The following is a 24,639-nucleotide window of genomic DNA, read 5'->3' on the forward strand; positions in this document are numbered from 1 at the left end:
TGGGGTGGTGGCGCGCGACAACACGCACGCACCCCCATTACGAGGGCCCACGGCGCCGGTCGGGCACCGGTTTTTCCATGAATTTTTTCTTACAGCGCCAGCTTCACCACGCACCATGCGTGGGTGTGCGATGCGAATGCACGCGGATCTCGCGCGCATCGGCGCTGACCGCGAGCGTGGGTTGTTCGTCCAGGAAGGCGCGCAACGACGCCACGTCGTCCGCGCGCAGGTTGCCGGTCAGGCGCAGCGCGCCGGCCTCGCTGTCGTCCACGCGCAGGCGCACGGTGTTCATGCGGTTGAAGCGGTCGGCGATGTCGCGCAGGGGTTCGTCGCGGAACACGACGCGCCGTTGCCACCACGCCGTCATGGCGCCGACATCTTCCTGGACCACACTGACCTGGCGATCTGCGTGGGCCACGTGCGCGGACTGTCCGGCCGTCAGGTCGGCGAGCAGCCGCCCCTTGCCCGCAAGGTCGATCACGTGGATGCGCCCCTCGGCCACGCCGAAGCGCGCCTGGTCGCGTTGCAGCGATACGTCGAAAGTGGTGCCGATGTCGCGCACCTCCAGCCCGGCCGCGTGCACGGTGAACGGGCGGCGATCTTCGGCCACGACGAAACTCGCCTGGCCGCGCGCCAGTTCGACGCGCCGGCGCAGCAGGCCGATGGTTGCAGTGACGTCGCTTTCCGCATTGAGGTGCATCACCGTGCCGTCTTCGAGCGTGACCACGCGCGGTGTGCCATGTGCGGCGATGTAGTGGCGCGCGTTGGGCAGCGTCGCATGCACGGCGACGCCGATGCCCAGCAACACGGCCGCCGCGACGGTGATGCGCGAAAGACGACGCGGCGGCGCATGCGTGACGGGTGCACGTGCGGTGCGCAATGGCAGCGGGATGATGTTGTTGCGCGTGCCCGCTTGCTCGGATTCCGGGGGCAGTCCGCGTACGGCATCGCCGATCTCGGCGGCGACGCTTGCGATGGCCAGGTATTCGCGCAGGTGCGCGGGCGAGGCCACCAGCCATTCCATGAAGCGCTGCTGGTCGGCGGGGCTTAGCGCGCCTTCGCGTTGCATCACGTGCCAGTACGCGGCTTCGCGGGTTGCCGCGGCAGCGCCGGACGGGAACAAAGGCGTGGCCATCACGCGGCCCCCATCGCACGACGACATACGGCCAGGCCGTGCACCACGTGCTTCTTCACCATGTGCGAAGACACGCCCAGACGTTCACCGATCTGGCGGTAGGTCAGGCCGTCGCGATACTGCATCACCAGCACCGCACGCGTGCGCGCAGGCAGGCTGGCCAGCAGGGCCTGCATGTGTTGCCGGCGCTGCGCGCGCTCGGTCGCATCCTCCACGCCGTCCACGCTGGTGACCAGCGCGGCCACCTGCTCCACATCTTCCACCGGCACCGGCGTGCGCTGCCGGCGTGCAGCCTGTTCGCGCGAGAGGTTGAGCGCGACGGTGAACAGGTAGGCCTCGGGGTTGGCGATGTGCTCGCCCTGGCCCTGATGCGCGCGCAGCAGGCGCAGGTAGGTTTCCTGGACGAGGTCTTCGGCTTCGTCGTTGGCGCCGCGGCGCGCGAAGAATCCCCGGAGCGCGGGTGCCTGGTCGGTGAACACACGCGTGAGCGCGCGGATCGCGTGTTCGGCCAAGGTCCCGTCCCACGTCGTAGAAAGGGCGGCAAGGTACGCGGCGTGGATGACGGTTCAGTGACATCCGCCGCGTGCGGTCACAGGCGGCTGATGCAGCGCAGACGGATCGCGCCGGCGGCCACGCCCTGTTGTGCGGCGGCGCGTGCGCGCAGCGCCTGCACCGCAAGGTCGGGCGCTTCGCAGGCGATCGTCACCTGGCCCCAGGCGATGCGCTGGCCGGCGTCGTAGACCTCGTAGTCGGCGAAATAGTGGCGATGGGATGCCGCCCGGATTGCCTCAGGTGCCGACGTGCACATCGCATTCGCACTCCGCGCAACCGAGCTGTTCCAGCGCGATCTCCAGCGCCAGCGCATAGCTGCGCGCGCCGTAGCCGTCGACGACCGCCAGGCGCCGGCCGGTGGTGACGGGCAGCACATGTGGGTGTTCGCCCAGGTCGCCGTGTACTTCCACGTAAGGATGCGTGAGGCCGTGTACTGCGCGCTGCAGCAGGGGATGGTCGGTGAGTGCGCCGGGGTCGAGCAGGGTGGCGCGTACACCCCATTCGTTGGCCAGGCGCAGGGCGGCCAGCACTTCGGTGGCGGAGGCGCAGCTGCGCACGGCGAGGGTCTGTCCGGCGCAGCCGGCGCGCTGCACCAGGGCGCCGAGCACCGACGGTGGCAGCGGGGGCGGCGGTGAGGTGAGGGCGTCGTGGCGTTCGGGACCGCGGATGACGAGGATGGACATGAGGGGCTCCGGCTCAGGCATGGAATGTCCCTGCGGATGGGGCGGGGCGCAGGCGGCGCAGCGCGATGTCCAGCGCCATCGCGTAGGCGCGCGGCAGGTCGTTGCGCAGGATCACGGTGACCAGCGGCGCATGCTGCGGTTGCACGCGCGGTTCCAGCGCGTGTGCGGCATCGGCGTGCACTTCGATATAGGGCGAGGGCAGGCTGTCGAGCGCGTCGCGCAGGGCACGGGCCTGGGTGGCGTCATGAAGGGCCAGGTCGCCAACATCGAGCAGCAGCATGTCGGTCGGTTCGGCACGCGCGCGGCGCAAGCCGGACAGCAGGTCGCGGACCGTCGTGAAGACGCGGCAGTGCAGCGCCTCGCCGGCCGCGTTCGCACGCTGCCGCAACGGTGGATAGATGGAGTGGGTGTCGGGAGGCGCGGCATGCGGGCCGCGCAGGATCAGGATGGACATGCATCGGGTCGTGGCGCACATCGCGTGCGGTGTGGCCACGATAGGCGTCTCCCGCGTAAAGCCGCCATGCCGACATACCTTCGGCGGCGTAAAGAAGGCGTAGCGTTTTCAGCGAAGCACGATCAGGAGCGCGCCTGCCAACGCGAGGGCCGGTGTCCACGCCGCATCCGGCGCGCATGCGCGATGCCGCAGTCCGCGGCAGACGCCACGGGCGACGATCTGGGTTGTCGCCAGCATCGCCAGCAGGTGCAGGGCCACGGCGGCGAGCATCGGCAGCAGCGATCCGGTCGCGGTGATGGCACGCGCGGGTCCGCTCGACACGCACAGTGGCAGCAGCGCGGGTACCAGCATCAGGCCGCTGCCATGCGCTGTACCCATCAGGCAGAACCAGGCGGCCAGGCCCGCCTGTGAACGATGCGTGGCGTGGGCGGCGGGCTTGCACGGTCGTCGAACCATTCGCCATGCCGCCAGCGCAAGCAGGCAGGCGCCGGCCACGACCTGCACGCGATGCGGCTCCCACAGCACGCCCTGCATCACCAGCACCACCACGAGTGCCACCGACAGCGCGTGCCCGATGGCGATCGGCAGCAGGGCGCGACGCACATCGCGCGCATCGCCGGACTGCGCGGCACGCGCCGCCGCGAACATCCAGCCGTTCGCCGGGCTCAGGCCGTGCAGGGCACCAAGGCCGGCGACGGCCAGCCACGGAAGCCATGGTTCGGACAGGCCCATGACGGTGCGCTACCTCAGGGCTTGGCCGAACAGCACGCCCCCGCCGTGGCGACGGGGGCCGCATCGTAGCGGTCGTGATGGCGTACCCAGGCCATCGGATATTCCTCCGCGTCTTCATTGCGCCCGTGCGGAGTGAGGTCCAGCAGCGCGTAGGTGTGCATCATCGCTTCCACGCCGCGGCCGTAGCGCGAATAGGTGTGGAAGACCTGGCCGGCCTCGTCCCGTACGAACACGCTGATGCCGGGCGCTTCCTCGTGCGGGAACGGTTGCCGCGTGTAGTTGTATTCCACCGCGCCGCGCGACATCTCCTCCCGGGTGAAGTTGACGCCGAAGTCGTGGTTGAACGAGGTGCCATGCGAGGACACCCACGGGAAGGTCCAGCCCATGCGCTGGCGGAACGCTTCGATATCGGCCAATGGTGCGCGCGAAACCGCGAGCAGGGTGAGGTCGCGCTGGGCCAGGTGCAGCTGCGCGCCGGCATGGTGGTCGGCCATGAAGGAGCAGCTTTTGCAGCCCTGCTCCCAGCCGGGCGCGAACATGAAGTGCTGCACCATCAACTGGCGGCGGCCGTCGAACAGCTCCGCCAGCGTACGGATACCGTGCGGCGTGTCGAAGGCGTAGGGCGTGTCCACGCGGACCCAGGGCAGGGCGCGGCGTTCGCGTGCGATCCGGTCGTGCAGGCGGGTGAGTTCCTTTTCCCGCGCGAGCAGCGCGAGGCGGGCGGTGCGCCATGCGTCGCGGGAAACGATGGCGGGCGTGTCGTGTGCATGCGTGTTCATGGCAGGCTCCTTGGCGAAGGTGCAGGCGGGCAAGCAGGCGAGCAGGCGAGCGTCATCCGTGCCGCATGCCTGCATGCAGTGGAGGAAGGAATTCAGGGGCGCCGCACGGGGCGGCAGGCGTTGTCAGTCGACGCGTGCGGGACGTCTTACCGCGCGCAGCATGCCGCTGGGGCCGCCGCCGCAATAGAACAGGTTGCCGCCGTCGGATTCCAGGCCGCTGATGCCGACGCCCGCGGGCATGTCGAGGCGTTCCAGCACGTGGCCATCGTGCGGGTCGATGTGGCGCAGGTCGCTGTCGTCGCCTTCCCACGTGGCGTGCCACAACTCGCCGTCGACCCAGGACACGCCGGTGACGAAGCGATCGGATTCGAGGGTGCGCAGCACGGCGCCGGTGGCCGGGTCGATCTGCACGATGCGGCGTTCGCGGTACTGGCCCACCCACAGGCTGCCGTCGGACCACGCCATGCCCGAATCGCCGCCCTGGCCCGGCGCGGGAATCGAGGCGATCACGGCGCCGGTGGCGGGATCGATCTTGTCGATGCGCGCTTCGGCCAACTGGTACAGGTGCGTGCCGTCGAAGGCGGTGCCGGCATCGGCCGCGCGCGGAAGGCTGCGCGCGATGTCGCCGCTGGCGGGATCGATGGCGATGAGACGGTCGCCGGTGGCGGCCCACACGTGGTGGCCGTCGTGGGTGACGCCAGCCACACCGCCATTGGCCTGGAACGGGCCGTATTCGCGGACGATCTCGGCGGGACTGGCGGTGGCGTGGCGGGTAGTGTCGTTCATGGCTTGCTCCGGGTGTGCGGGGACGGGGCCAATCTACGCACCCGTCGGCGTGGCGGGGAGTAACAAGATCGTCGTGAATCCGGCCAGCGGAGGCGCCACCCAGCGTTGCGCGCGAGCACGCCCGATCGCACGGACCTGGCCGGCCGCTTCCATCGCGGCGAGCGCGCGCTGTACGGAGCGCTGGCTGTCGCCGGTGGCCAGCGCGAGTGCGGAGGTGGACCAGGCCGTGCCGTCGGCCAGCAGCCCGCGCAACGCGCCCTGTTCGCCTTCGACCGGCGGCGCCAGTAAGACCACGCCGCGCGTGGCGTGCGGCGAGAGCTGGAAGCCGCGCGCGGTGGCGGTGAGGTCGGCGAATGGCGCGAGCAGGCGACGCAACCGCCCGATCTCCACGCGCAGCCGTGCGCGGTGCGTCTCGTCCGGTTGGCGCGTGCGGAACACGCGCGCGATCAGTGCGTTGCGGTCGACATCGCCGGGCCAGCCGGTGGCGAGTGCACGCAGCAGCGCGAACAGCACGGGGCGCCGCGCGAACGATGCCATGCCGGTGGCATCGCGCACCGCGTGGCGCATGGCATCGACGACCAGCGTGCCGGAAGCGAGCAGCGCTTCAACGTCGTCCAGCGTGACCGGTTGCTCGTGGCCTGCGTGCAGGATGCGCGCGGCAGGACGCCGCAGGCTGGCTTCGACCTGCGTGATCTCGGCGGACAGCGCGGGGATGCCGGCCTGCGTGGCGGTGGTCCGTGCACGCCGCAACGCCAGACGCGCATCGCGCGTGCGCAGCGAGCGCAGTGCGATCTCGGCGGCGGCGAGTGCAGCCAGGGCATGGTGTGCGGCGGGTGCGCCCTCCAGATCGAGCGCATCCAGGGCGGCATGCGCGGCCTCCAGCCGTCCGAGCAGCAGGTGACGGCGCAGGGCAATCAGTTCCGCATGGCGTGCGTTGGCGAGGTCGCCGCGTGCGGCCAGTGCCTGTGCGGCGGCGTCCAGGCGCTGCGGCTCGGCACCGAAGTCGCGGAGGGCCAATGCCACCTCCGCCTCGGCGATCACGCAGCGTGCCCGCGCCAAGGGCTCTCGCGGACCGAAGCCGCGCGCGGCACGACGCAGGAGATCGCGCGCGCGCGGATAGTCGCCGAGCTGCGCCATCGCGATGCCGCGCAGGGCCAGTGCGGGCGGGTCGTCCCGCCAGCCCACGTGCTTGAGCGCGCCCAGGACATCGCCGGCCGTCAGGGCCCGGCCGGCGGCGGCGATCAGGGAATCCATGCCGGCAGCCTACCGTGCGGGCGCGGCGTCGTCGCGGGGCGTGCGGGTGCTATTCCGCTTCCAGCTTCCGCCGCATGCGCGTGTAGTCGCGGCGGTACTGGCGGGCCAACTGTATTTTCTTCGTCGCGCCGAGGATTTTGCCGGACACCTGGAAGAACTTCTTCTCTTCCTCGCGCAGGTGGTGGTGGACCTTCTCCGACAACTCGCGCGCCTTCTTCAGCCAGGCGGCGTAACGGGGGTCGAGGGACTGGAGGTCTTCGACCAGCTCGTCGATCTGGTGGTGTTCGTGCAGGGCGTGGCGGGAAGAATCCAGCCCCATGTCGTCCATCAGGATGGGCGCGTAGAGAAAGCGCTCCTCCGCGGCGGCATGCGCGGCCAATTCGATCCGGAGCCCAGTGAACAGGTCGAGCCGCTCGCGCGTGCCGGGTTTCGAACGCAGCAGGCGGCGGCACAGGGAGCGCTGGGTTTCATGGCTTTCGCGCAGGGCGTCATAGATGGATTCGGGCATGCAGTGGTTTCCTGGCCAAGGGCTGGGATGGGGATGGATCAGGGCAGGGTACGGACCTTGGGTTCGCGTGCGTACTGGCGGGTGCGCGCGGCCTTGATGAAGGCGACGGTATCGCCGGCTTTCATCACACCGGCATCCTTGCCGATGCCCGCGGCCTTGATCACCGCGGCCGCACCGTCGTCATGCGCGATGGCCTTCAGGTGGCCGAACGCATCGCGCACCCAGTCCACCGCCGCGGCTTCCGATGCCAGCGCCTTGCCGGCGGCGTCCGACAGCACCAGTGCCACCGCGTCGAACACCATCGACGGCGTGCCGGCCAGTTGCCCGTCCGCCGGCAGGCGCTTGCCGTTGCCGAGTTTCGCCCCGCCGATCTTCGGCGCGACGATCTTCACCTGCGCGCCGTCCGCTTCCGCCGCCTTGCGCAGCGCGGCGATGGCGGCGGCATCGGAGCCGTCGTCCACCAGGATGCCGACGCAGCGGCCCTGCAGCGTGGGCTTCATCTTGCCGATGATCTGCAAGGCCGGTGAAGGCGGCATGTCCTGCGGCTTGACGGCGGTGGCCGGCGCCGGCGGCAGCGCATCCAGACCGAGGCCGTCGGCGACGCGCTTGGCCAGGTCCGCATCGACGTGGCGCAGGTGGCCGACGATCGCTTCGCGCACGTGCGGTGTTTCCACTTTCGACAGTTCGAACACCAGGGCGGCCGCCATGTGCGCCTGCTCCGGCGCGCTCTGGCTGCGGAAGAACAGCCGCGCCTGACTGTAGTGGTCGGCAAAACTCTCCGGCCGCACGCGCCCTTTTCGGCCATCCGCCACGGTCGCATGGCTGCGGAAGCCGGCCGGTGTTTCCCGCGGCGTATCCGGCTGCAGGCTGCTGGGCTCGTAGTTCACACGTCCCTTCGGCACCTGCATCTGCATGTGGCCGTCGCGCTGCAGGTTGGCGAACGGACACTTCGGCGCGTTGACCGGGATCTGGTGGAAGTTGGGGCCGCCCAGTCGCGAGAGCTGCGTGTCCAGGTAGGAGAACAACCGGCCCTGCAGCAGCGGATCGTTGCTGAAATCGATGCCGGGCACGATGTTGGCGGGGCAGTAGGCGACCTGTTCGGTTTCGGCGAAGAAGTTGTCCGGCCAGCGGTCCAGCACCATGCGGCCGATCACCGTCAACGGCACGAGTTCTTCCGGGATCAGCTTGGTGGGATCCAGATGATCGAAGGGGAACGCATCGGCCTGTTCCTCGGTGAACAGTTGCACGGCCAGTTCCCATTCCGGGAAGTCGCCCTTCTGGATGGCTTCGAACAGGTCGCGGCGATGGAAGTCGTTGTCGGCCGCTTGCAGCTTCACTGCTTCGTCCCACACGGTCGACTGGATGCCGAGCTTGGGTCGCCAGTGGAACTTGACGAAAGTGCTGTTGCCCTTGGCATCGAGCAGGCGGAAGCTGTGCACGCCGAAGCCTTCGATCATGCGCAGCGAGCGCGGGATGGTGCGGTCGCTCATCGCCCACATGATCATGTGGAAGGCTTCCGGTGTCAGCGAGATGAAATCCCAGAACGTGTCGTGCGCGCTGCCGGCCTGCGGATAGGCACGGTCCGGTTCCATCTTCACCGAGTGCACCAGGTCCGGAAACTTCATCGCATCCTGGATGAAGAACACCGGGATGTTGTTGCCCACCAGGTCCCAGTTGCCTTCCTGCGTGTAGAACTTCACCGCGAAGCCGCGCACGTCGCGCGGCGTGTCCACCGAACCGGCGCCGCCGGCCACGGTGGAGAAGCGGCAGAACACCGGCGTGCGCACGCCGGTCTCGGTCAGTACGCGGGCGGTGGTGTACTTCTTCAGGGACTTGGTCAGTTCGAAGTAACCGTGCGCACCGGAACCGCGCGCATGCACGATGCGTTCGGGAATGCGCTCGTGGTCGAAGTGGGTGATCTTCTCGCGCAGGATGAAGTCTTCCAGCAGCGTCGGTCCGCGATCGTGCGCGCGCAGCGAGTTCTGGTTGTCGCTGACCGGGATGCCCTGGTTGGTGGTCAGCGGCGGGTGCTTGCCACCTGCGTTGAAGTGGAGCTCGCCGCCGTTGCCGGGTGTCGGCGTGTCGGCCTTGCCGGTGTTCGATGAGGCGGAAGGGGATTTGCGTGCGGCCATCTGGGGTCTCCTGGACGACGGACCAGCCATCGCGGTGCGCGAGGGTCTGCATCCGTCGATCATCTGCGTCCGCGTGTGGAGAGCGCGTTACGGTGTCCTGGCTGTACGCATTGACGCCGTGCTGACGAATGATCGCGGACACTCACTGTCCGCATGCCGTGCCATCACTGTCGGCTCTTCAACCGGAGGATTGCGCCTTGGAAACCAACGAACTGCATCGCGGTCGCCTGATCGACCATATCCAGCTGGTCGTGCGCGACCTGGACGCCAGCCGCACGTTCTATGCCGCCGTGTTCGAGGTGCTCGGCGTGCCGATGGGCGGCGAGGATGAGGGATATTTCTGGGCGGACGAACTGTTCGTCTCCACCGCCGACAGCGAAGCGGCGCAGGGCGAACTCACCGGCCGCCATCATCTGGCGTTCCAGGCGCAGGACCGCGCGATGGTGGATGCCTTCCACGCGGCGGCGCTGGCGAACGGCGGCACCGATCATGGCGCGCCCGGCGAGCGCCCGTACCACCCGGGCTATTACGCGGCGTTCGTGCTCGACCCGGATGGCAACAACATCGAAGCGGTCTACCACGGCGAGGCGAAGCGTAGTGCGCCGTCAGTCAAGGTGGAGTTTTGACGCGAGCCTCCCTCTCCCTGCGCCAGCGGGGAGAGGGTGCCGAAGGCGGGTGAGGGGCGAGCGGCGCCAAGGAGCAGTAAGCGGCAGGGTGGCTCAGCGTTCGCGCTCGCCCCTCATCCGCCCTTTGGGCACCTTCTCCCCGCCTCGCGGGGAGAAGGACACTTCCTACAGGAACATCCCGCCCGACGCCTCGATGCGCTGCGCATTGATCCAGCGATTGGCCGGCGAGAGCAGCGAGGCGACCACGCCGCCGATATCGTCGGGCACGCCGACGCGGCCCAGCGCGGTCTGCGAGGCGACGAACGCGTTGAGCTGCGCGTTGTCGCGCACGGCACCACCGCCGAAGTCGGTCTCGATCGCGCCAGGCGCGACGATGTTCACCGCGATCCCGCGCGCGCCCAGCTCCTTTGCCTGGTAGCGCGTCAGCACTTCCATCGCGCCCTTCATCGCCGCATACGCCGCGTAGCCGGGCAGGGCGAAGCGGGCCAGGCCCGAGGAAATGTTGATGATGCGACCACCATCCGCGATCCGGGGCAGCAGCGCCTGGGTGAGGAAGAACGGTCCCTTGAAGTGCACGTCGACCAGCGCGTCGAACTGCGCGCGCGTGGTCTCGGCAAAGCCGGCATGCACGCCCATGCCGGCGTTGTTGACCAGATGATCGAAGCGATCGCGGCCCCACGTGGTGAGCTGGGCACGCACCGCGTCGACGAAGGCGTCGAACGTGTCGCTCTGGCCCACGTCCAGCGGCAGCGCGGCGGCGCGCTGGCCGAGGGCTTCGATCTCGGCGACGACGGCCGCGGCCTCGGCCTGCTGGCTACGGTAGGTGAGGATGACGTCGTGGCCTTGGTGGGCGATGGCGAGGGCCATGTTGCGGCCCAGGCCGCGGCTGCCGCCGGTGATCAGGGTAAGAGGGGAAGGGGTCTTGGTCATGGCAGGGCTCCAGTCGGGGAAGGCGGTGGATTCACCGTGGCGGCACTGTATTGGGCGGTAATCCTTGGATAAATCGGCTTAAACTGATTTGACCGTTCGCCAATGGCGAACAATCGCTGGAGCCGCCATGCACCGCCTCGACGCCATGCAGGCTTTCGTCCGGGTCGCCGAGATGGCCAGCTTCACCCGCGCCGCCGACAGCCTGGGCCTGCCCAAGGCCAGCGTGTCCACGGCCGTCCAGCAGCTGGAAGCGTGGGTGGGCACACAACTGCTGCACCGGACCACGCGGCGTGTGCAGCTGACCCAGGACGGCCAGGCGTTCTACGAGCGTTGCCAGGACCTGCTGGCCGACATGGACGAGGTGCAGCACCTGTTCGTGCGTACACCCCAGGCATTGCGTGGCCGGCTGCGCGTGGACATGCCGGCGCGTTTCGCACGGCACTTCGTGCTGCCGCAGCTGCCGGCCTTCCTGCACGATCACCCGCAACTGGAACTGGAACTGAGCTGTACCGACCGTCGGGTGGACGTGGTGCGCGAGGGCTTCGACTGCGTGCTGCGCGTGGGCACGCTGGCCGATACCAGCCTGATCGCACGGCCACTGGGCCAGTTGCGCGTGGTGACCTGCGCCAGCCCGGCGTACCTGCAGCGGCATGGCATACCGCAGTCACCGGAGGACCTGCACGCGCATCGCATGATCCACTACGCCAGCACCTTCGGTGGCAGACCGGATGGGTGGGAGTACTGGGATGGGGTGCAGTTCACCAGCGTGCCCGTGCAAGGTGCGCTGACGGTCAACAGTTCCGATGCCTACGAAGCCGCCTGCATCGCCGGCCTGGGGCTGATCCAGGCGCCGGCCGCAGGGTTGCGGACATTGATCGACCAGGGCCTGCTGGTGGAAGTGCTGCCGCAGTACCGTGCCGAAGCGATGCCGGTGTCCCTGCTGTATGCGCATCGTCGCCACCTGCCGCAGCGCGTGCAGGCATTCATGGCATGGCTGGCGGAGACGGTGCGGCCCTACCTGGACGTCTGATCCACGACGTGGCGTGCGCGGCGCACCTCATGCGGTCTGCCGTCCGCCGGTATCGGCTTGCGCGTGGCGACGCACGAGGAGGCGGAAGAACGGGCCGGTCAGCAGGGTCGACAGCACGGCCAGGGTGACCAGTGCGGCGAAGGCGTGTTCGGACAGCAGGCCGTGGTCACGCAGGATGGTGGCCGCGACGATTTCCATCAGCCCCTTGCATTGCAACAGCGCACCCACGGCCAGCGCTTCACGGCGCGACAGTGAGGGGGCCGGCGGACACAGCAGTACTGCGACCAGCTTGGCGACGACCGCCAGCACGAGCAGCACCAGCGACGCCTGCAGCGAGGCCCAGCCCAGTACGCTGCCATCGATCTTCAGGCCGCTGTGGCCGAAGAACAGCGGCGCCAGCCCGATCAGGGCGAACTGGCCCAGGCGTTCCACCGGCAGTCGCCTGGACCATGCTGGCGGCACCATCGCGCCACCGAAATAGGCGCCGAGCAATGCATGCAGACCCAGCTGCGAACTCGCCCAGGCGCCGGCCACGAGGAACACCGGCAATGACAGCCACACCAGCCACAGGGGCAACTCTCCTTGCATGCGCTGCGCCAGCGTGCCGGCGGCGGCCAGCATGACGAGCGTGCCCACCGCGAGCAGGTGCAGGGCGGAAGCGCCGGCCAGCAGCGAACCGCCTTCGGCCGCCAACAACAGCAGTGCCAGGCCGATCCACAGTACGGCGTCGTCGATCACGGCGATGCGCAGCGCGAGCTGGGTCAGCGGCCGGTGCAGCGGGCCGAGTTCACGCGCGATACCGATCAGCACCGGCAGCGCGCTGACCGCGATGCACAGGCCGATCGCAAGCGCCCCCATCCAGGCGCCGCCCTCCGGCGCCTCCCAGCCCGGCAAACCGGTGAAGTAGGCATGCGCTGCAAGCGTGCCGAGCGCGAACGGCAGCAGCAGCGCCATGCCCGCGCTGGCGACGAAGCGCAGCGCTTGCGTGCGCGGCAGCGGCTTGGCATCGGCGGTGGTGGGCAGGTGCGCGGACTGACGCGTTTCCAGGCCGGCGGTGAACGCAAGCAGCAGCACGCCGATGAAGCCGATCTGGTCGCCGGGCTTCGACGGTATGCCCCAACTGGCAGGCAGCACGCCGGTGGCCGCCAGCAGCAAGCCGATGATGATGGGGATGACGGCGATGGGAATGGAACGCCCCAGCACGCGCCACGCCGTCCAGGCCAGGCCGATGAAGATCAGGGCATCGAGGGCGAGTGCAGTCAGGTCGGTCATGGTGGCGATGTTACCCGCGCGCCGCCCGCGGTAGCGCGTGGCGTTGGATACCCATGCCGGGTTTCAGATCCCGTAGTCAGGCAAGACCAGTTCGTCGCGGAAGTAGCGCCCCATCAGGAGCCTGGGGAAGACGGGGAGCCGCATCAGGAGCGTGGTGTAGTCACGCAGGCGCACGCCCAGCGCCGTTCTGGGCACGAACGACGCTGCCAGGCTTTCCGCATGTTTCTGCTTGCGGGCGATGACAGCGTGTAGCCGTGATTGGTAGCGGGCGAGCGCGGCAGTGGTGTCGTTGCCGTGCCGGTGCAGCTCGCCCGCGAGCATGTAGGCTTCCGCCAGCGCGAAGCCGGCGCCTTCTCCCGCGATGAGGGAAGGGCACGCGGCAGCGTCGCCGATCAATGCCACGTTGCCCTGGACCCAGGTGGCCATGCGGATCTGGCTGATGCTGTCGAAGTAGATGTCGTCCGTCCGTGCGATGGCTGAGACGATGGCATCGGATTCCCACCCGATGCCGTCGAGGGCGTGGGTCAATGCGGCCTTCCGCCCGACATGGTCGCAGGGCGTCCCGCCCGCGAGGTGCTCGTCGCGCAGCAGGACGAAGAAGAGCATCCGATCGTCGCGCATCGGAAAGCGGGCCACGTAGCGGCCGGGTGCGGTATACGCCACATAGGCATTCCCGTTGCGTGGCCGGTAGCCGGCTGCCTCGAACGAGGCGACGTGGCATCCCATCGGGTATTCGAACCGTGCGTCGGGGCCGAATACGTGGTGACGGACGCGCGAATGCAGGCCGTCGGCGCCGATCACGAGATCCGCCTCCTGCGGTGGCGCATGGTCGAAGCCGACTCGTACCCGTGTCCCGTCATCGTCGATGGTGGTGACGCTGTCGCCGAACCGGGTGTCCACCTGGCCGTCCAAGGCGCCGTAGATGGCTGCGGCGATGTCGGATCTCGCCAGCGTGGCCATGCGCCCCTTGGCGAGCTTCAACAGCACGCTGGACGGGTAGCCGCCACGGGTACGCCCGGCACGGTCCACCATGCGCAACTCGTCGGAGTGGTGCTGCAGTTCCAGCAACCTTGGCAGCAAGCCCATCTTTTCCAGTGCGTCGTAGCCGATGCCCCACAGGTTGACCACGAACCCGCCGGTGCGCAGATCGGGCGCGCGTTCCACCAGCGTCACGTCGTGGCCGAGCCTGCCCAGCCAATACGCGAGCGCGGTACCCGCGATGCCCGCTCCGTTGATGACTACCTTCATCGACGCGTCTCCCCGTGAGTCGAATGCAAGCGTGCCCAGTATCGCGCGTGCACGCACGTTGCAGGGACGGTAAGAAAAAGCCCCGCATCGGCGGGGCTTTTTCGTCATCCGTGGCGCCGCACTCAGGCGTCCACTTCGTCCTTGTACGCATCCACCGGAATGCACGCACACATGACGTTCTTGTCGCCGTAGACGTTGTCCACGCGGGCAACCGGCGGCCAGTACTTCTGCAGCTTCAGCGTGGCCAGTGGGAAGGCGGCCAGTTCGCGCGGATAGGCGTGGGTCCACTCGCTGGCCATCACCATCGTGGCGGTGTGCGGCGCGTTCTTCAGTGGGTTGTCCTCGCGGTCCAGGCGGCCGTCCTCGACCGCGCGGATTTCCTCGCGGATCTCGATCATCGCGTCGATGAAGCGGTCCAGCTCGTGCTGCGATTCGCTCTCGGTGGGTTCCACCATCAGCGTGCCGGCGACCGGGAAGCTCAGCGTGGGCGCGTGGAAGCCGAAGTCGATCAGTCGCTTGGCCACGTCCTCGGCGCTGATGCCGGTGCGGTCCTTGATCGGGCGCAGGTCGAGGATGCACTCGTGCGCCACCAGGCCGTTGCGGCCGGTGTAGAGCGTCTCGAAATGCGGTTCCAGCCGCTTGGCGATGTAGTTGGCGTTGAGCAGTGCCACCTGGGTGGCCTTGCGCAGGCCCTGCGCGCCCATCAGGGTGACGTACATCCAGCTGATCGGCAGGATGCTGGCACTGCCGAAGCTGGCCGCCGACACCATGCCGACATCGCCTTCGCCGCCCAGCTTCTTCGGCAGGTACGGCGCCAGGTGCGCCTTCACGGCGCACGGACCCACGCCGGGGCCGCCGCCGCCATGCGGGATGCAGAAGGTCTTGTGCAGGTTGAGGTGCGAGACGTCCGACCCCCACTTGCCTGGCTTGGCCACGCCGACCAGGGCATTCATGTTGGCGCCGTCGGTGTACACCTGGCCGCCATGCCGGTGCACGATCTCGCAGATCTCCACCACGTCTTCCTCGAACACGCCGTGCGTGGAGGGGTAGGTGATCATGATCGCGGCCAGGCGTTCGCTGTACTTCTCGGCGGCGCGGCGGATGTCCTCGACATCGACATTGCCGTTGGCATCGCACTTGGTGACCACCACGGTCATGCCGCACATCTGCGCGGACGCCGGGTTGGTGCCGTGGGCGGACTCGGGGATCAGGCAGATGTCACGGTGCGCTTCACCGCGCGAGCGATGGTAGGCGCGGATCGCCAGCAGGCCGGCGTATTCGCCCTGCGCGCCGGAGTTGGGCTGCAGGCTGACCGCGTCGTAGCCGGTGCATTCCACCAGCATGGCTTCCAGTTCGTCGATCAGCTGCGTATAGCCGGCCGTCTGGTCCGCGGGCGCGAACGGGTGGATGCCGCCGAACTCCGGCCACGTCACCGGGATCATCTCGGCGGTGGCATTGAGCTTCATGGTGCAGCTGCCCAGCGGGATCATGGTGCGATCCATGGCCAGGTCCTTGTCGGCCAGGGCACGCATGTAGCGCAGCAGCTCGTGTTCGCTGTGGTGCGTGTTGAACACCGGGTGGGTCAGGAAGTCGCTGGTGCGGCGCAGGGCGGCAGGCACCAGCGAGGGCGCGCTGGCGTCCAGGGCGTCGACCGACGGCAGCGTGGCGCTTTCACCGGCGAACACGCCCCACAGCGCTTCGACATCGGCGCGCGTGGTGGTCTCGTCCAGCGAGATGCACAGCGAGCCATTGCCGCGCACACGCAGGTTGATGCGGGCGGCATGGGCGCGGGCGAGGATGGCGCCGCGTGCGTCGCCCGGTTCGATGCACAGCGTGTCGAAGGCGCTGGCATGCACGGCCGGGTAGCCCAGCGTGCGCAGGCCTTCGGCGAGGATGGCGGTCAGGCGGGCCACGCGGTCGGCGATGCGCTTGAGGCCCTCCGGGCCGTGGTAGACGGCGTACATGCTGGCCATGACGGCGAGCAACACCTGCGCAGTGCAGATGTTGGACGTGGCCTTCTCGCGGCGGATGTGCTGCTCGCGCGTCTGCAGGGTGAGGCGGTAGGCCGGCTTGCCTTCGGCATCGACCGACACGCCGATCAGGCGACCCGGCATGCTGCGCTTGTAGGCATCGCGGCAGGCCATGAACGCGGCGTGCGGGCCGCCGAAACCGAACGGCACGCCGAAGCGCTGCGAGTTGCCGATCACGATGTCCGCACCCATTTCACCCGGCGGCTTCAGCAAGGTCAGCGCGAGCAGGTCGGTGGCGACGACAAACAGCGCGTTGTGCGCGTGGATGGTTTCGGCGTCCTTCGTCCACTCTTCCACCCAGCCGCTGGAGGCGGGGTACTGCACCAGCACGCCGAAGTAATCGCCGGCGGCGAGCTTCTGGTGGAAGGCATCGGTGGAACGCACGACATCGACGGTGATGCCCAGCGGTTCGGCGCGGGTGGCGAGCACTTCCAGCGTCTGCGGATGGGTGTCGCCGGCGACCAGGAAGGTGTTCGACTTCGACTTGGCCGAGCGCTTGGCCAGCGTCATCGCCTCGGCGGCGGCGGTGCCTTCGTCCAGCAGCGAGGCGTTGGCGATCTCCATGCCGGTCAGGTCGGCGACCATGGTCTGGAAGTTGATCAGCGCTTCCATGCGGCCTTGCGAGATTTCCGCCTGATAGGGGGTGTACGCGGTGTACCAGGCCGGGTTCTCGAGGATGTTGCGCAGGATGACCTTCGGCGTGAGCGTGCCGTAGTAGCCCTGGCCGATGAAGCTGCGGAACACCTGGTTGCGCATGGCGACGGCACGGATCTTGGCCAGCGCCTCCTCCTCGTTGATCGGCGCGGGCAGGGCCAGCGGCTGTGCGGACTTGATGCTGGCCGGCACGATGGCGTCGGTCATCGCCTCCAGGGAGTCATGGCCGACGATGCGCAGCATGTGTGCGATCTCGGCGTCGTTGGGGCCGATGTGGCGTTCGAGGAACGCGCCGTGGTGCTCGAGCTCGCGCAGGGAGGGGGTGTTCGACATGGAAGGCATCCGGGAAGGGCAATAGGACCGGGCACGCGGAAACCGCGTGTGGGGTGCCCCTCTGTCCTTTTGCCTGAGAGTTTGGAAGCGCGGCGGACGAGGTCGCGTGCTTCGTGCCCCTTCGGCGCCGGCGCTGCCACGAGGGCGGCCGGTCTCTCCAGAGTGTTTGCAGCAGGGGTGGTATCGGGCCTGAGCGATTACGGGCGTTTGCGCCTTCGGCAGCACGTCGCGGACGACGGGCTTCTCCCACCGGGTCTTGCCGGCCGATTATAGCCCGGCGCGGCGGGCCGCTGGCGGTTTCGGCGTACCATGTGCAGCCCCGCGCCGCCTGTTCATGCATGCCGGCCGCGCCCGCCTGGAGTTTTTCCCCGCAATGACGGCTCCCCGCGCCATCTCCAACCGCCGCCTGGCCCTCCTGCTGGGTGGGCTGGCGATGTTCGGCCCGTTCTCCATCGACACGATCTTCCCTGCGTTCCCCGCCATGGGCGCGCACTTGGGCGCCGACAAGGTGGCGATGCAGCAGACGATCAGCGTGTACCTGCTGACGTACGCGCTGATGAGCCTGGTGCATGGGCCGCTGTCCGATACGTTCGGCCGCAAGCGGGTGATCCTGGGGGGGCTGATAGTGTTCCTGCTGGCGTCGGTGGGTTGCGCGCTGTCCACCGACATGGCCACGCTGCTGTTCTTCCGGGCCGTGCAGGGCCTGTCGGCCGGCGTGGGCTTCATCGTCGGGCGCGCGGTGATCCGCGATGCGCGCAACGGCGATGACGCGCAGCGGCTGATGAGCCAGGTATCGATGATCTTCGGCATCGCACCGGCCATCGCACCGATCGTGGGGGGCTGGATCCTGGGCTGGAGCGCGTGGCCGATGATCTTCTGGTTCCTCGCCGGGTTCTCGCTGCTGTTGCTGGTGGCGGTGGTCGGCTGGCTGCCGGAGACGCATCCGCCGGAGGCACGCCTGCACGTGTCGCCCCGTCGCCTGCTGCGCGATTACGTGGGCATCGTGCGCAACCGGCGTTTCGTGCGACTGGCGTTGGCCGGTTCGCTGAGTTTCGGTGGCCTGTTCCTGTACATCGCTTCCGCGCCGGCGTTCGTGATGGACCTGCTGCATCTGAACGAGCAACAGTTCGCGTGGCTGTTCCTGCCGACGATCGGCGGCATGGTGCTGGGCGCGTTCCTGTCCGGGCGTGCAGCGGGACGTGTCGAGGGCGCGCGCCTGGTGAGGATCGGCTACGCGTGCATGGCGCTGGCGATGGTGGCGAACGTGGCCTACACCGCCTCGGCGGGCGACGACATCCGCGTGCCCTGGGCGGTGCTGCCGATGATGCTGGCGGCACTGGGCGTCGCCCTGGTGTTCCCGATCCTGACCCTGGCCATCCTGGACATGTATCCGCGCCAGCGCGGCGCCGCTTCGTCGCTGCAGGCGTTCAGCAACCTGGTGGTCAACGCGATCATCGCCGGCCTGCTTTCACCGCTGCTGAGCCATCACGGCCTCCACCTGGCACTGGGTATGGCCGGCTTCGTGCTGGCCGGCTGGCTGATGTGGCAATGGGAAGCGAATGCCAGCCGGCGCCTGCCCGCGTGCCCGCGCGAGCCCGCGACGCTCGAACCCACCGATCAACTCTGACTTCCTGCGAGACCGTCCATGTCCATCCAGTCCAAGGCGCGCCGCGAGGCGAAGAAGCGCAAGGCGACCAAGGCGCACAACCAGGCGCGAGCGAATGCGCCCGCCATCGAGCCGCATGCCGAGTTGCGCAATCCCGAAGGCGAACTGCTGGCCGGCGTCGTGCGCCAGGCCGGCGTCTGGGTGCTGGGCATGGACGGCCGCATCGCGGGCACCTCCGACAGCGCCGCCGAAGTGCTGGCGATGATCAAGCAGGCGGCGGTGCTGCACGAAGCACAGGGCAACGCGGTACGCCTGGTGTATTCCGACGAACTGCGCGACACCGCCGTGATCGAAGCCGCCACGCAGGGACTGACGCTGGAGCAGTTCGAAGCGCAGCTCGCCGAACAGATGAAGACGGGCAAGCCGGATCCGGCGCCGGACGTGAACTGATGCGCGTTGCATCCCTGTAGGAGCGACGTCAGTCGCGACCACGTCCTGGGGCTGGCCATCGACGAGTCACGAGGCGGCCGTGGTTCCGCTGCCGCGCTCTGTGCTCATCATGGTCGCACTCGACTCCTCCAGCCGTGCGGTCGCGACTGACGTCGCTCCTACAACGTCGCATGCGGTCGGCGCAGCCACACCACCAGACCCGTCATGACGCCTACCGGCACCCAGATCCAGCGCAGTTCTGACGCCAGTACCTCCGCGCCACGCGCGCTGAAGAAACGGTTCGCGAACGGCGACACTTCGATCACCCGCCAGGGCGCGAAGTGACGTGCGTCGGACCACGGCCAGAACAGCGCGACGCCCAGGCCGCCATCGGTCAGCATGTCCAGCAGTGGATGCGAGGCCACGGACAGGGCGATGAACAGGAATGCGGTGACGGCGCGCACCTTCAACCACCGTGCGAAGCCCGCCGCGAACGCGCCGCAGAAGACGGCGAATGCGAGCGAGTGGCTAGCGCCCCGATGGCCGAAATCATGCGCGTACTCGATCCCCAGCTTGAACATCGCCACGTCGGCATCCGGCAGCATCGCGGCGGCGATGCCGGCGGCGACCAGTTTCGGTGGAAGACGTGTCCGCCCCAGCGAAACGCCGGCGGCCAGGGGGATGAGGGCGTGGGTAAAGATAGTCGGCATGGCAGTGGATGCTTTTCGGTCGGTTCGCATCCAGCCTGCGCGCGCGATGTGTGCTGGTGATGAAGCCTGTGAGGGGCCGCAAAGGAAGAGGCCGGCATACGCCGGCCTCTTTGTCACCTGCTCGCTGCGATCAGCGCTCGCGCAGCGAGTGTCGCGCGGGGGTCATCACGCGAGGACGTTCGATGGCGGGCCGCGCAGTCGGCCTTGTCATGGTTTCCGTTGGGACGATGGTGCGTGAGCCCTGGCCCTGCGCGACGGCACCGGCGGAACGTATCAGCGGCTGCGAGCTGTTCTCGCTCACCGGCTCCGAGGCTATCCACTGTTTGATGTGCGGAAAGACCAGGTCGAGCCGCGAGTAGTGGTCGCGGTTGAGGGCATTTCCGGTGGAACCGGTGTTGGAGCACAGGGCATCGCCACCCAGCAGGCCACCCCGCAGGCGCAGGCTGCTGTCGCGGTAGCGCGTGAACAGGCCCGAGCCGCTGCTGCCGCCTTCCGTGGTGCCTTCGAGCCAGGCTACGGTATAGAGCTCGGCGTAGGTATCGGTGACATGCTGGCCCCGGGATACTTTCTTGGCGTCGCCCTGGGGATGATGGATGGCGATGACGTCCGCGCCCGTGCCGAGCGTGCTGGCATCCCAGCCTGCGAACGTGGCGTTGGCGGGAGCAGGATTCTTCAGACGCAGCAACAGCGCGTCCAGGTCTTCGTCCGCATACAGCAGGTCCGCGCCGCCGATCACCGGGTTGCGCCTCGCGCCATCCGCGCCGCCACAGGTGGAGTTCTCGTACGCCCAATAGGTGTTGAGCGTGTTGGCTACCGACTGGCTGGAAATGCAATGCGCCGCGGTATAGAAGTAGGGCACCTGCGTCGAGGGGACGGTGTCGTTGAGCAGTGTGCCGGTGCAGACATAGCCCTTGCCGTCGCTCTCGACGAAGGTCATGTGGGCCACGGCGTTTTTCGCCTGCACGAAGGCAGGGCCGTACTCGGCAACCTTGCAGACCACGTCGATGTTGCAGCTGCCCGCATCGCCCAGCGACTTGAGCAGCTTGAAATCGTTGCGGCTGTTGGTCAGCAGATGCGACAGCTTTGGTGCCTGCAGACGTGCCTGCAATGCCTTGACGTGCGCGGGACGATAGATCTCGATGATCTGGGTGGCGCCGTCGGTGCCTGGTGTCCAGTAGATGCCTTGCGCATCCACCAGTTGCTGGGCCTCGGATGCGTTCACCGTCGCAACCGCTTGTGAAGGCGCGTCGGAGCCACCGAAGCGCAGTTCGACATGCGGATGCAGTCCCTGCAGTTGCAGTCCCACGCGCAGGCCGAGGGCATCCGGCGAAGTGACCTGCAGGCGTGCGACCGCACCGCCGGTCTTCAGGGGAATCCAGCGCAGCACTGGCGTCGTGCGGTCGACGCCTTCACCCGTCAGCCCCCGGCCCACGCCTATCTGGGTGGCCTTGATGCGCTGGACCGTGTTGTACCGTTGCACGTCGAGCAACCGGCTGATGGATAGTTCCCGGTAGCGCAGCGGGGTGGCGCTGCGTGACGGGAAGGCGGCGAGCTTCCATTGCGTTGGCGCCAACGTTGGCGTGCGGCTGGTTTCGCTGCCGACCTGCGGGCCGGTCTGTGCGATGGCGCAATGAGGCGAGGCCAGCAAGACAAGCAACAGGGTCGACAGGGGGTAGCGCGCTTTCATCAATGACATCCTTGTGGCTGTGTGTTCTGAATAAAAAGACGGGCCGTCACCGGCCCGTCCCGTTGCTGCAGCTTACGACTTCGCCGGTGTCGCGGGTGTCGCGGGTGTCGGCGTGGCTGCAGCCGCAGGCGCCTGCCAACCGCAGGTCTGCCCTTCGTTCTGCTGCTTCAGCCAATCCTGCAGCGGAGCGAAGTACTCCAGCACCGCGCCGGCGTCCATCTTCTCGCCGCCGGTGAGTTCCTTCAGCGTGGACTGCCACGGCTGGCTAGCGCCCTTTTCCAGCATCGCCCAGAACTTCTGGCCTGCCGCCTTGTTGCCGTAGAAGCTGCAGTTGTACAGCGGTCCCTTGTAGCCGGCCGCGTCGCACAGGCCCTTGTAGAACTGGAACTGCAGCACGTGCGAAAGGAAGTAGCGCGTGTACGGTGTGTTGCCCGGCACGTGGTACTTCGCACCCGGGTCGAAGAAATCCTCGCCGCGCGCGGTGGCCGGCGCCACGCCCTGGTACTTGGCCTTCAGTTCCCACCAGGCCTTGTTGTAGTCGGCCGGCTTGATGCTGCCGTCGAACACGCCCCAGCGCCAGCGATCGATCATCAGGCCGAACGGCATGAACGACACCTTCGCCAGCGCCATGCGCATCTGCGCATTGATCAGCGCTTCGTTGCTCTGCTGCGGGGCGTCGACCATGCCGATCGACTTCAGGTAGTCCGGCGTCATCGCCAGCACCATGGTGTCGCCGATCGCTTCGTGGAAGCCGTCATGCGCGCCGGTCTGGAACAGCGGCGGCAGCTTGTTGTAGGCCAGGTAGTAATAGACGTGGCCGAGCTCGTGGTAGATGGTGGTGAAGTCTTCCTCGTTCGGCTTGATACACATCTTGGTGCGTACGTCGCCGGCCATGTTCATGTCCCAGGCGCTGGCGTGGCAGACCACGTCGCGGTCCATCGGCTTGATGAACTGGGTCTTGGACCAGTAGCTCTCCGGCAGCTTCGGCATGCCGAGGCTGGTGTAGAACTCCTGCGCACGTTCGGTCATCTGCTTGGCGACCTGCAGCTGTGCCTCGCGCTCGGCCTGGAACAGCTTGTCGGTGCCCGGTCCCGGGCCGGCCTTGCCGAGTGCCGCCTGATAATCAGCCTGGTACTGCTTTTCCAGCGCGCCGGTGATGTCCAGGCTGCCGGCACCCTTGTAGGGCTCCAGCACGTCCCACAGATTGCCCCAGTCCTGCTGCCACATGTTGCCCATCAGGTGCGCCGGCAGCAGGCCGTTGACCTGGCCCTTCTCCACGCCGTAAGTGGCCTGCAGCTTGGTGCGGGTGTAGCAGTGCAGCTGTTCGTAGAGCGGCTTGACCTGGCCCCACAGGCGATCGGTTTCGGCGGCGATCTCGGCGGGCGTCATGTCGTAGCCGCTGCGCCACATCTCGCCGGCGTCGGCGAAGCCCATTTCCTTCGAGCCTTCGTTCACCAGTTCGACGAAGCGCGTGTAATCGGTGCGCATCGGCTGGGCGATGGTGTGCCAGCCCTGCCATGCGTCCAGCTGGGCGTCGTAGTCGCGGCTGCTGCGCAGCACATCTTCGAGTTCACCCAGCTGCCGGCACTTCTTGTCGTCGCCCTCGCCGGTGCAATAGGTGCCGGCACCGTAGGTGCCTTCCATCTTGGTGGCGATCTGGGTCAACTCGGCCAGCTTGGCCGGATCCTTCGGCGCAGGCATCGCGGTGGCCAGCTTCAGCAGCTGGATGGCGCGCGCGGTCTCGGGCGACATCTTCTGGCCTTCGAATTTCTTCGCCTGCTCGATCCAGCTGTTGAGCTGGGTCAGGTAGCGCTCGTTGCCCTTGGCGGCGAGCAGCTGGCTGTCGTCGTTGATGTAGGTGCTGGACAGCCATTGCGCGGCGGTCAGCTCCGGGTACATTTTCTTGAACTCGTCGTTGACCCGCGCGATGAACTGGTCGGCGGTCTCGCCCTGCGGCGCGGTGGGCACGCCGGCAGTGTCTGCGGCGGGCTCGTCCTTCTTGCAGGCGGCGAGCGTGGCGACGCAGGCGCCGACGGCGAGTGCGAGCAGGAGGTGGCGTTGCTTCACGGGAAGTCCTTCGGGGTTCGGCTGGCACGGGAACCCGAAGGGTAGTGAGAGGCGGCGGGGGCAGCAAGTGCGGCGTGCATTCCCCCTGTAGGAGCGACGTAAGTCGCGACCGCTCGACGTCGGGGTCCCGGTTCCTTCTATAGCTGGATGCCCCGACTTGCACGTCGCCGGAAGGTGCGCGGTCGCGACTTACGTCGCTCCTACAGGGGCGCGCGGTCTCAGCGGTTCGGCAGTCCACGTTCGCGGAGGAACGTCCGGGCATCGTCGGCGTCCTGCTCGAACCACGCCTGCGTCGATCCCAACCGGTACGTGTAGCCCCACGCGTCCATGTCCGCCATCAGCCGGCCGCGACCCACGCCCGGCAGTTCGTCGGCCAGGATGATCTGCAGGCAGCAGGTGGCGTCTTCCTCGATCACCGAATCGGTGGCGTCGGTGTGCACCTGCGCGCGGCGTTCCGGCGGAAGGACGATGAGGTGGCAGGCTTCGTGCAGCATCGAGTGCACGGGGGTGTCACAACGCACGTAGACGTTGTGGGCGATGACGCCGGCTTCCGGTTCGCCCCAGAAGCTGCCGGGAATCGGTGCGCCGTCGTCGACGCGGTGCAGGATCAGTCCGTAGCGCGCCAGCAGCGTGGCTGCGGCACCGAACGGCAATGCCGCCACGCGCATCACGTCGGGTTCGAGGGTGTCTGCAGCGGCATTCATGCGGGCGGGACAGTCAGGGCGGAGCGATGCTCCGCCCGTGGTCAGGAGTTGCCTTCAGGCAGCGCGACCGAGATGTCCAGCACGTCGTGGTCGCCATCCTTGATCAGGTCGACCTTCACCGCGTCGACGTCGACGTTGACGTACTTCTTGATGACTTCCAGCAACTCGCGGCGCAGCAGCGGCAGGTAGTCGGGGGCGCCACGCGAATTGCGTTCCTGCGCGATGATGATCTGCAGGCGGTTCTTCGCGGTTTCGGCGGTGTTCTTCTTCGCCTTGAGGAAATCGAACAGGCCCATGT

At 67.9% G+C, this 24,639-nt stretch carries 24 protein-coding genes and 1 riboswitch; of the genes, 4 read left to right on the forward strand and 20 right to left on the reverse strand.

Annotation, left to right across the window (positions count from 1 at the left end):
* Window positions 1-103: 103 nt before the first annotated feature.
* The 11 genes from IB223_RS05540 to IB223_RS05590 all read right to left on the reverse strand — a co-directional run bounded on the left by IB223_RS05540 (window position 104) and on the right by IB223_RS05590 (window position 9,015).
* Window positions 104-1,135, reverse strand: a complete 1,032-nt coding sequence (locus IB223_RS05540) for a FecR domain-containing protein (protein ID WP_192200637.1) — start codon at window positions 1,133-1,135, stop codon at window positions 104-106.
* Entirely contained in the window at window positions 1,135-1,647 is a 513-nt protein-coding gene (locus IB223_RS05545; RefSeq protein ID WP_192200638.1) for a sigma-70 family RNA polymerase sigma factor, read from the reverse strand. The genes IB223_RS05540 and IB223_RS05545 overlap by 1 nt, the downstream gene beginning before the upstream one ends.
* 77 nt (window positions 1,648-1,724) lie before the next feature.
* Entirely contained in the window at window positions 1,725-1,943 is a 219-nt protein-coding gene (locus IB223_RS05550; protein ID WP_192200639.1) for a hypothetical protein, read from the reverse strand.
* Window positions 1,924-2,370 (reverse strand): 3-dehydroquinate dehydratase, encoded by a 447-nt coding sequence (locus IB223_RS05555; RefSeq protein ID WP_192200640.1) that lies wholly within the window; start codon window positions 2,368-2,370, stop codon window positions 1,924-1,926. Before IB223_RS05555 ends, IB223_RS05550 begins: the two co-directional genes overlap by 20 nt.
* A gap of 13 nt (window positions 2,371-2,383) precedes the next feature.
* Window positions 2,384-2,824: a hypothetical protein gene (locus IB223_RS05560; protein ID WP_192200641.1), complete on the reverse strand. Its 441-nt coding sequence runs from the start codon at window positions 2,822-2,824 to the stop codon at window positions 2,384-2,386.
* 108 nt (window positions 2,825-2,932) lie between these two features.
* Window positions 2,933-3,556, reverse strand: coding sequence for a hypothetical protein (locus tag IB223_RS05565; RefSeq protein ID WP_192200642.1), 624 nt, complete (start codon window positions 3,554-3,556; stop codon window positions 2,933-2,935).
* A 14-nt stretch (window positions 3,557-3,570) separates the two neighbouring features.
* The gene (locus IB223_RS05570) at window positions 3,571-4,335 is read right to left on the reverse strand and encodes a thioredoxin family protein (RefSeq protein WP_192200643.1); all 765 of its coding nucleotides are present in this window, start codon (window positions 4,333-4,335) and stop codon (window positions 3,571-3,573) included.
* Between the two features lie 123 nt (window positions 4,336-4,458).
* Window positions 4,459-5,121 (reverse strand): PQQ-binding-like beta-propeller repeat protein, encoded by a 663-nt coding sequence (locus IB223_RS05575; protein ID WP_192200644.1) that lies wholly within the window; start codon window positions 5,119-5,121, stop codon window positions 4,459-4,461.
* A gap of 33 nt (window positions 5,122-5,154) precedes the next feature.
* A complete protein-coding gene (locus tag IB223_RS05580; protein ID WP_192200645.1) occupies window positions 5,155-6,375 on the reverse strand; it encodes a helix-turn-helix domain-containing protein in 1,221 nt (406 codons plus the stop codon).
* 49 nt (window positions 6,376-6,424) lie between these two features.
* Entirely contained in the window at window positions 6,425-6,883 is a 459-nt protein-coding gene (locus IB223_RS05585; RefSeq protein WP_192200646.1) for a hemerythrin domain-containing protein, read from the reverse strand.
* A gap of 38 nt (window positions 6,884-6,921) precedes the next feature.
* Entirely contained in the window at window positions 6,922-9,015 is a 2,094-nt protein-coding gene (locus IB223_RS05590) for a catalase (RefSeq protein ID WP_192200647.1), read from the reverse strand.
* Window positions 9,016-9,212: 197 nt separating this feature from the next.
* Here IB223_RS05590 and IB223_RS05595 point away from each other — a divergent pair, with 197 nt between their 5' ends.
* Entirely contained in the window at window positions 9,213-9,641 is a 429-nt protein-coding gene (locus IB223_RS05595) for a VOC family protein (RefSeq protein ID WP_192200648.1), read from the forward strand.
* A gap of 165 nt (window positions 9,642-9,806) precedes the next feature.
* On the opposite strand, the gene IB223_RS05600 is transcribed toward IB223_RS05595, so the two are convergent.
* Complete coding sequence (locus IB223_RS05600) at window positions 9,807-10,571, reverse strand: SDR family oxidoreductase (protein WP_192200649.1); 765 nt, start codon at window positions 10,569-10,571, stop codon at window positions 9,807-9,809.
* A gap of 127 nt (window positions 10,572-10,698) precedes the next feature.
* On the opposite strand from IB223_RS05600, the gene IB223_RS05605 reads away from it, so the two are divergent.
* Complete coding sequence (locus IB223_RS05605) at window positions 10,699-11,601, forward strand: LysR family transcriptional regulator (protein WP_192200650.1); 903 nt, start codon at window positions 10,699-10,701, stop codon at window positions 11,599-11,601.
* 27 nt (window positions 11,602-11,628) lie between these two features.
* On the opposite strand, the gene IB223_RS05610 is transcribed toward IB223_RS05605, so the two are convergent.
* The 3 genes from IB223_RS05610 to gcvP form a co-directional block, all read right to left on the reverse strand.
* Window positions 11,629-12,873, reverse strand: coding sequence for a cation:proton antiporter (locus IB223_RS05610; RefSeq protein ID WP_192200651.1), 1,245 nt, complete (start codon window positions 12,871-12,873; stop codon window positions 11,629-11,631).
* Between the two features lie 63 nt (window positions 12,874-12,936).
* Window positions 12,937-14,121, reverse strand: coding sequence for an FAD-binding domain (locus tag IB223_RS05615; RefSeq protein ID WP_192200652.1), 1,185 nt, complete (start codon window positions 14,119-14,121; stop codon window positions 12,937-12,939).
* Window positions 14,122-14,243: 122 nt separating this feature from the next.
* The gene (gene gcvP / locus IB223_RS05620) at window positions 14,244-17,147 is read right to left on the reverse strand and encodes an aminomethyl-transferring glycine dehydrogenase (protein ID WP_192200653.1); all 2,904 of its coding nucleotides are present in this window, start codon (window positions 17,145-17,147) and stop codon (window positions 14,244-14,246) included.
* A gap of 42 nt (window positions 17,148-17,189) precedes the next feature.
* A riboswitch (glycine riboswitch) is annotated at window positions 17,190-17,309 on the reverse strand.
* A gap of 202 nt (window positions 17,310-17,511) precedes the next feature.
* On the opposite strand from gcvP, the gene IB223_RS05625 reads away from it, so the two are divergent.
* The gene (locus tag IB223_RS05625) at window positions 17,512-18,765 is read left to right on the forward strand and encodes a multidrug effflux MFS transporter (RefSeq protein ID WP_192200654.1); all 1,254 of its coding nucleotides are present in this window, start codon (window positions 17,512-17,514) and stop codon (window positions 18,763-18,765) included.
* Between the two features lie 18 nt (window positions 18,766-18,783).
* Window positions 18,784-19,194: a hypothetical protein gene (locus IB223_RS05630; RefSeq protein ID WP_192200655.1), complete on the forward strand. Its 411-nt coding sequence runs from the start codon at window positions 18,784-18,786 to the stop codon at window positions 19,192-19,194.
* A 158-nt stretch (window positions 19,195-19,352) separates the two neighbouring features.
* Here the strand turns inward: IB223_RS05630 and IB223_RS05635 are convergent, their stop codons facing one another.
* From IB223_RS05635 to minE, 5 genes are all read right to left on the reverse strand, one after another.
* Entirely contained in the window at window positions 19,353-19,883 is a 531-nt protein-coding gene (locus IB223_RS05635) for a metal-dependent hydrolase (RefSeq protein WP_192200656.1), read from the reverse strand.
* A gap of 130 nt (window positions 19,884-20,013) precedes the next feature.
* Window positions 20,014-21,570: a serine protease gene (locus IB223_RS05640; protein WP_192200657.1), complete on the reverse strand. Its 1,557-nt coding sequence runs from the start codon at window positions 21,568-21,570 to the stop codon at window positions 20,014-20,016.
* A 72-nt stretch (window positions 21,571-21,642) separates the two neighbouring features.
* Window positions 21,643-23,637: a M2 family metallopeptidase gene (locus tag IB223_RS05645; protein WP_192200658.1), complete on the reverse strand. Its 1,995-nt coding sequence runs from the start codon at window positions 23,635-23,637 to the stop codon at window positions 21,643-21,645.
* 218 nt (window positions 23,638-23,855) lie between these two features.
* Window positions 23,856-24,305: a hypothetical protein gene (locus IB223_RS05650; protein WP_225590943.1), complete on the reverse strand. Its 450-nt coding sequence runs from the start codon at window positions 24,303-24,305 to the stop codon at window positions 23,856-23,858.
* 77 nt (window positions 24,306-24,382) lie between these two features.
* Window positions 24,383-24,637, reverse strand: coding sequence for a cell division topological specificity factor MinE (gene minE / locus IB223_RS05655; RefSeq protein WP_192200660.1), 255 nt, complete (start codon window positions 24,635-24,637; stop codon window positions 24,383-24,385).
* Window positions 24,638-24,639: the final 2 nt, after the last annotated feature.

The sequence above is a fragment of the Pseudoxanthomonas sp. PXM03 genome (genome assembly GCF_014852005.1).
In the GTDB taxonomy this organism is placed as follows: Bacteria; Pseudomonadota; Gammaproteobacteria; order Xanthomonadales; family Xanthomonadaceae; genus Pseudoxanthomonas_A.

What these genes read in the sequence shown, in the direction of transcription:
- IB223_RS05540 (WP_192200637.1), bottom strand. Translation starts at nt 1,135, where the DNA reads ATGGCCACGCCTTTGTTCCCGTCCGGCGCTGCCGCGGCAACCCGCGAA.
- IB223_RS05550 (WP_192200639.1), bottom strand. Translation starts at nt 1,943, where the DNA reads ATGTGCACGTCGGCACCTGAGGCAATCCGGGCGGCATCCCATCGCCAC.
- IB223_RS05555 (WP_192200640.1), bottom strand. Translation starts at nt 2,370, where the DNA reads ATGTCCATCCTCGTCATCCGCGGTCCCGAACGCCACGACGCCCTCACC.
- IB223_RS05560 (WP_192200641.1), bottom strand. Translation starts at nt 2,824, where the DNA reads ATGTCCATCCTGATCCTGCGCGGCCCGCATGCCGCGCCTCCCGACACC.
- IB223_RS05565 (WP_192200642.1), bottom strand. Translation starts at nt 3,556, where the DNA reads ATGGGCCTGTCCGAACCATGGCTTCCGTGGCTGGCCGTCGCCGGCCTT.
- IB223_RS05570 (WP_192200643.1), bottom strand. Translation starts at nt 4,335, where the DNA reads ATGAACACGCATGCACACGACACGCCCGCCATCGTTTCCCGCGACGCA.
- IB223_RS05575 (WP_192200644.1), bottom strand. Translation starts at nt 5,121, where the DNA reads ATGAACGACACTACCCGCCACGCCACCGCCAGTCCCGCCGAGATCGTC.
- IB223_RS05580 (WP_192200645.1), bottom strand. Translation starts at nt 6,375, where the DNA reads ATGGATTCCCTGATCGCCGCCGCCGGCCGGGCCCTGACGGCCGGCGAT.
- IB223_RS05585 (WP_192200646.1), bottom strand. Translation starts at nt 6,883, where the DNA reads ATGCCCGAATCCATCTATGACGCCCTGCGCGAAAGCCATGAAACCCAG.
- IB223_RS05590 (WP_192200647.1), bottom strand. Translation starts at nt 9,015, where the DNA reads ATGGCCGCACGCAAATCCCCTTCCGCCTCATCGAACACCGGCAAGGCC.
- IB223_RS05600 (WP_192200649.1), bottom strand. Translation starts at nt 10,571, where the DNA reads ATGACCAAGACCCCTTCCCCTCTTACCCTGATCACCGGCGGCAGCCGC.
- IB223_RS05605 (WP_192200650.1), top strand. Translation starts at nt 10,699, where the DNA reads ATGCACCGCCTCGACGCCATGCAGGCTTTCGTCCGGGTCGCCGAGATG.
- IB223_RS05610 (WP_192200651.1), bottom strand. Translation starts at nt 12,873, where the DNA reads ATGACCGACCTGACTGCACTCGCCCTCGATGCCCTGATCTTCATCGGC.
- IB223_RS05615 (WP_192200652.1), bottom strand. Translation starts at nt 14,121, where the DNA reads ATGAAGGTAGTCATCAACGGAGCGGGCATCGCGGGTACCGCGCTCGCG.
- gcvP (WP_192200653.1), bottom strand. Translation starts at nt 17,147, where the DNA reads ATGCCTTCCATGTCGAACACCCCCTCCCTGCGCGAGCTCGAGCACCAC.
- IB223_RS05625 (WP_192200654.1), top strand. Translation starts at nt 17,512, where the DNA reads ATGACGGCTCCCCGCGCCATCTCCAACCGCCGCCTGGCCCTCCTGCTG.
- IB223_RS05630 (WP_192200655.1), top strand. Translation starts at nt 18,784, where the DNA reads ATGTCCATCCAGTCCAAGGCGCGCCGCGAGGCGAAGAAGCGCAAGGCG.
- IB223_RS05635 (WP_192200656.1), bottom strand. Translation starts at nt 19,883, where the DNA reads ATGCCGACTATCTTTACCCACGCCCTCATCCCCCTGGCCGCCGGCGTT.
- IB223_RS05640 (WP_192200657.1), bottom strand. Translation starts at nt 21,570, where the DNA reads ATGAAAGCGCGCTACCCCCTGTCGACCCTGTTGCTTGTCTTGCTGGCC.
- IB223_RS05650 (WP_225590943.1), bottom strand. Translation starts at nt 24,305, where the DNA reads ATGCGCGTGGCGGCATTGCCGTTCGGTGCCGCAGCCACGCTGCTGGCG.
- minE (WP_192200660.1), bottom strand. Translation starts at nt 24,637, where the DNA reads ATGGGCCTGTTCGATTTCCTCAAGGCGAAGAAGAACACCGCCGAAACC.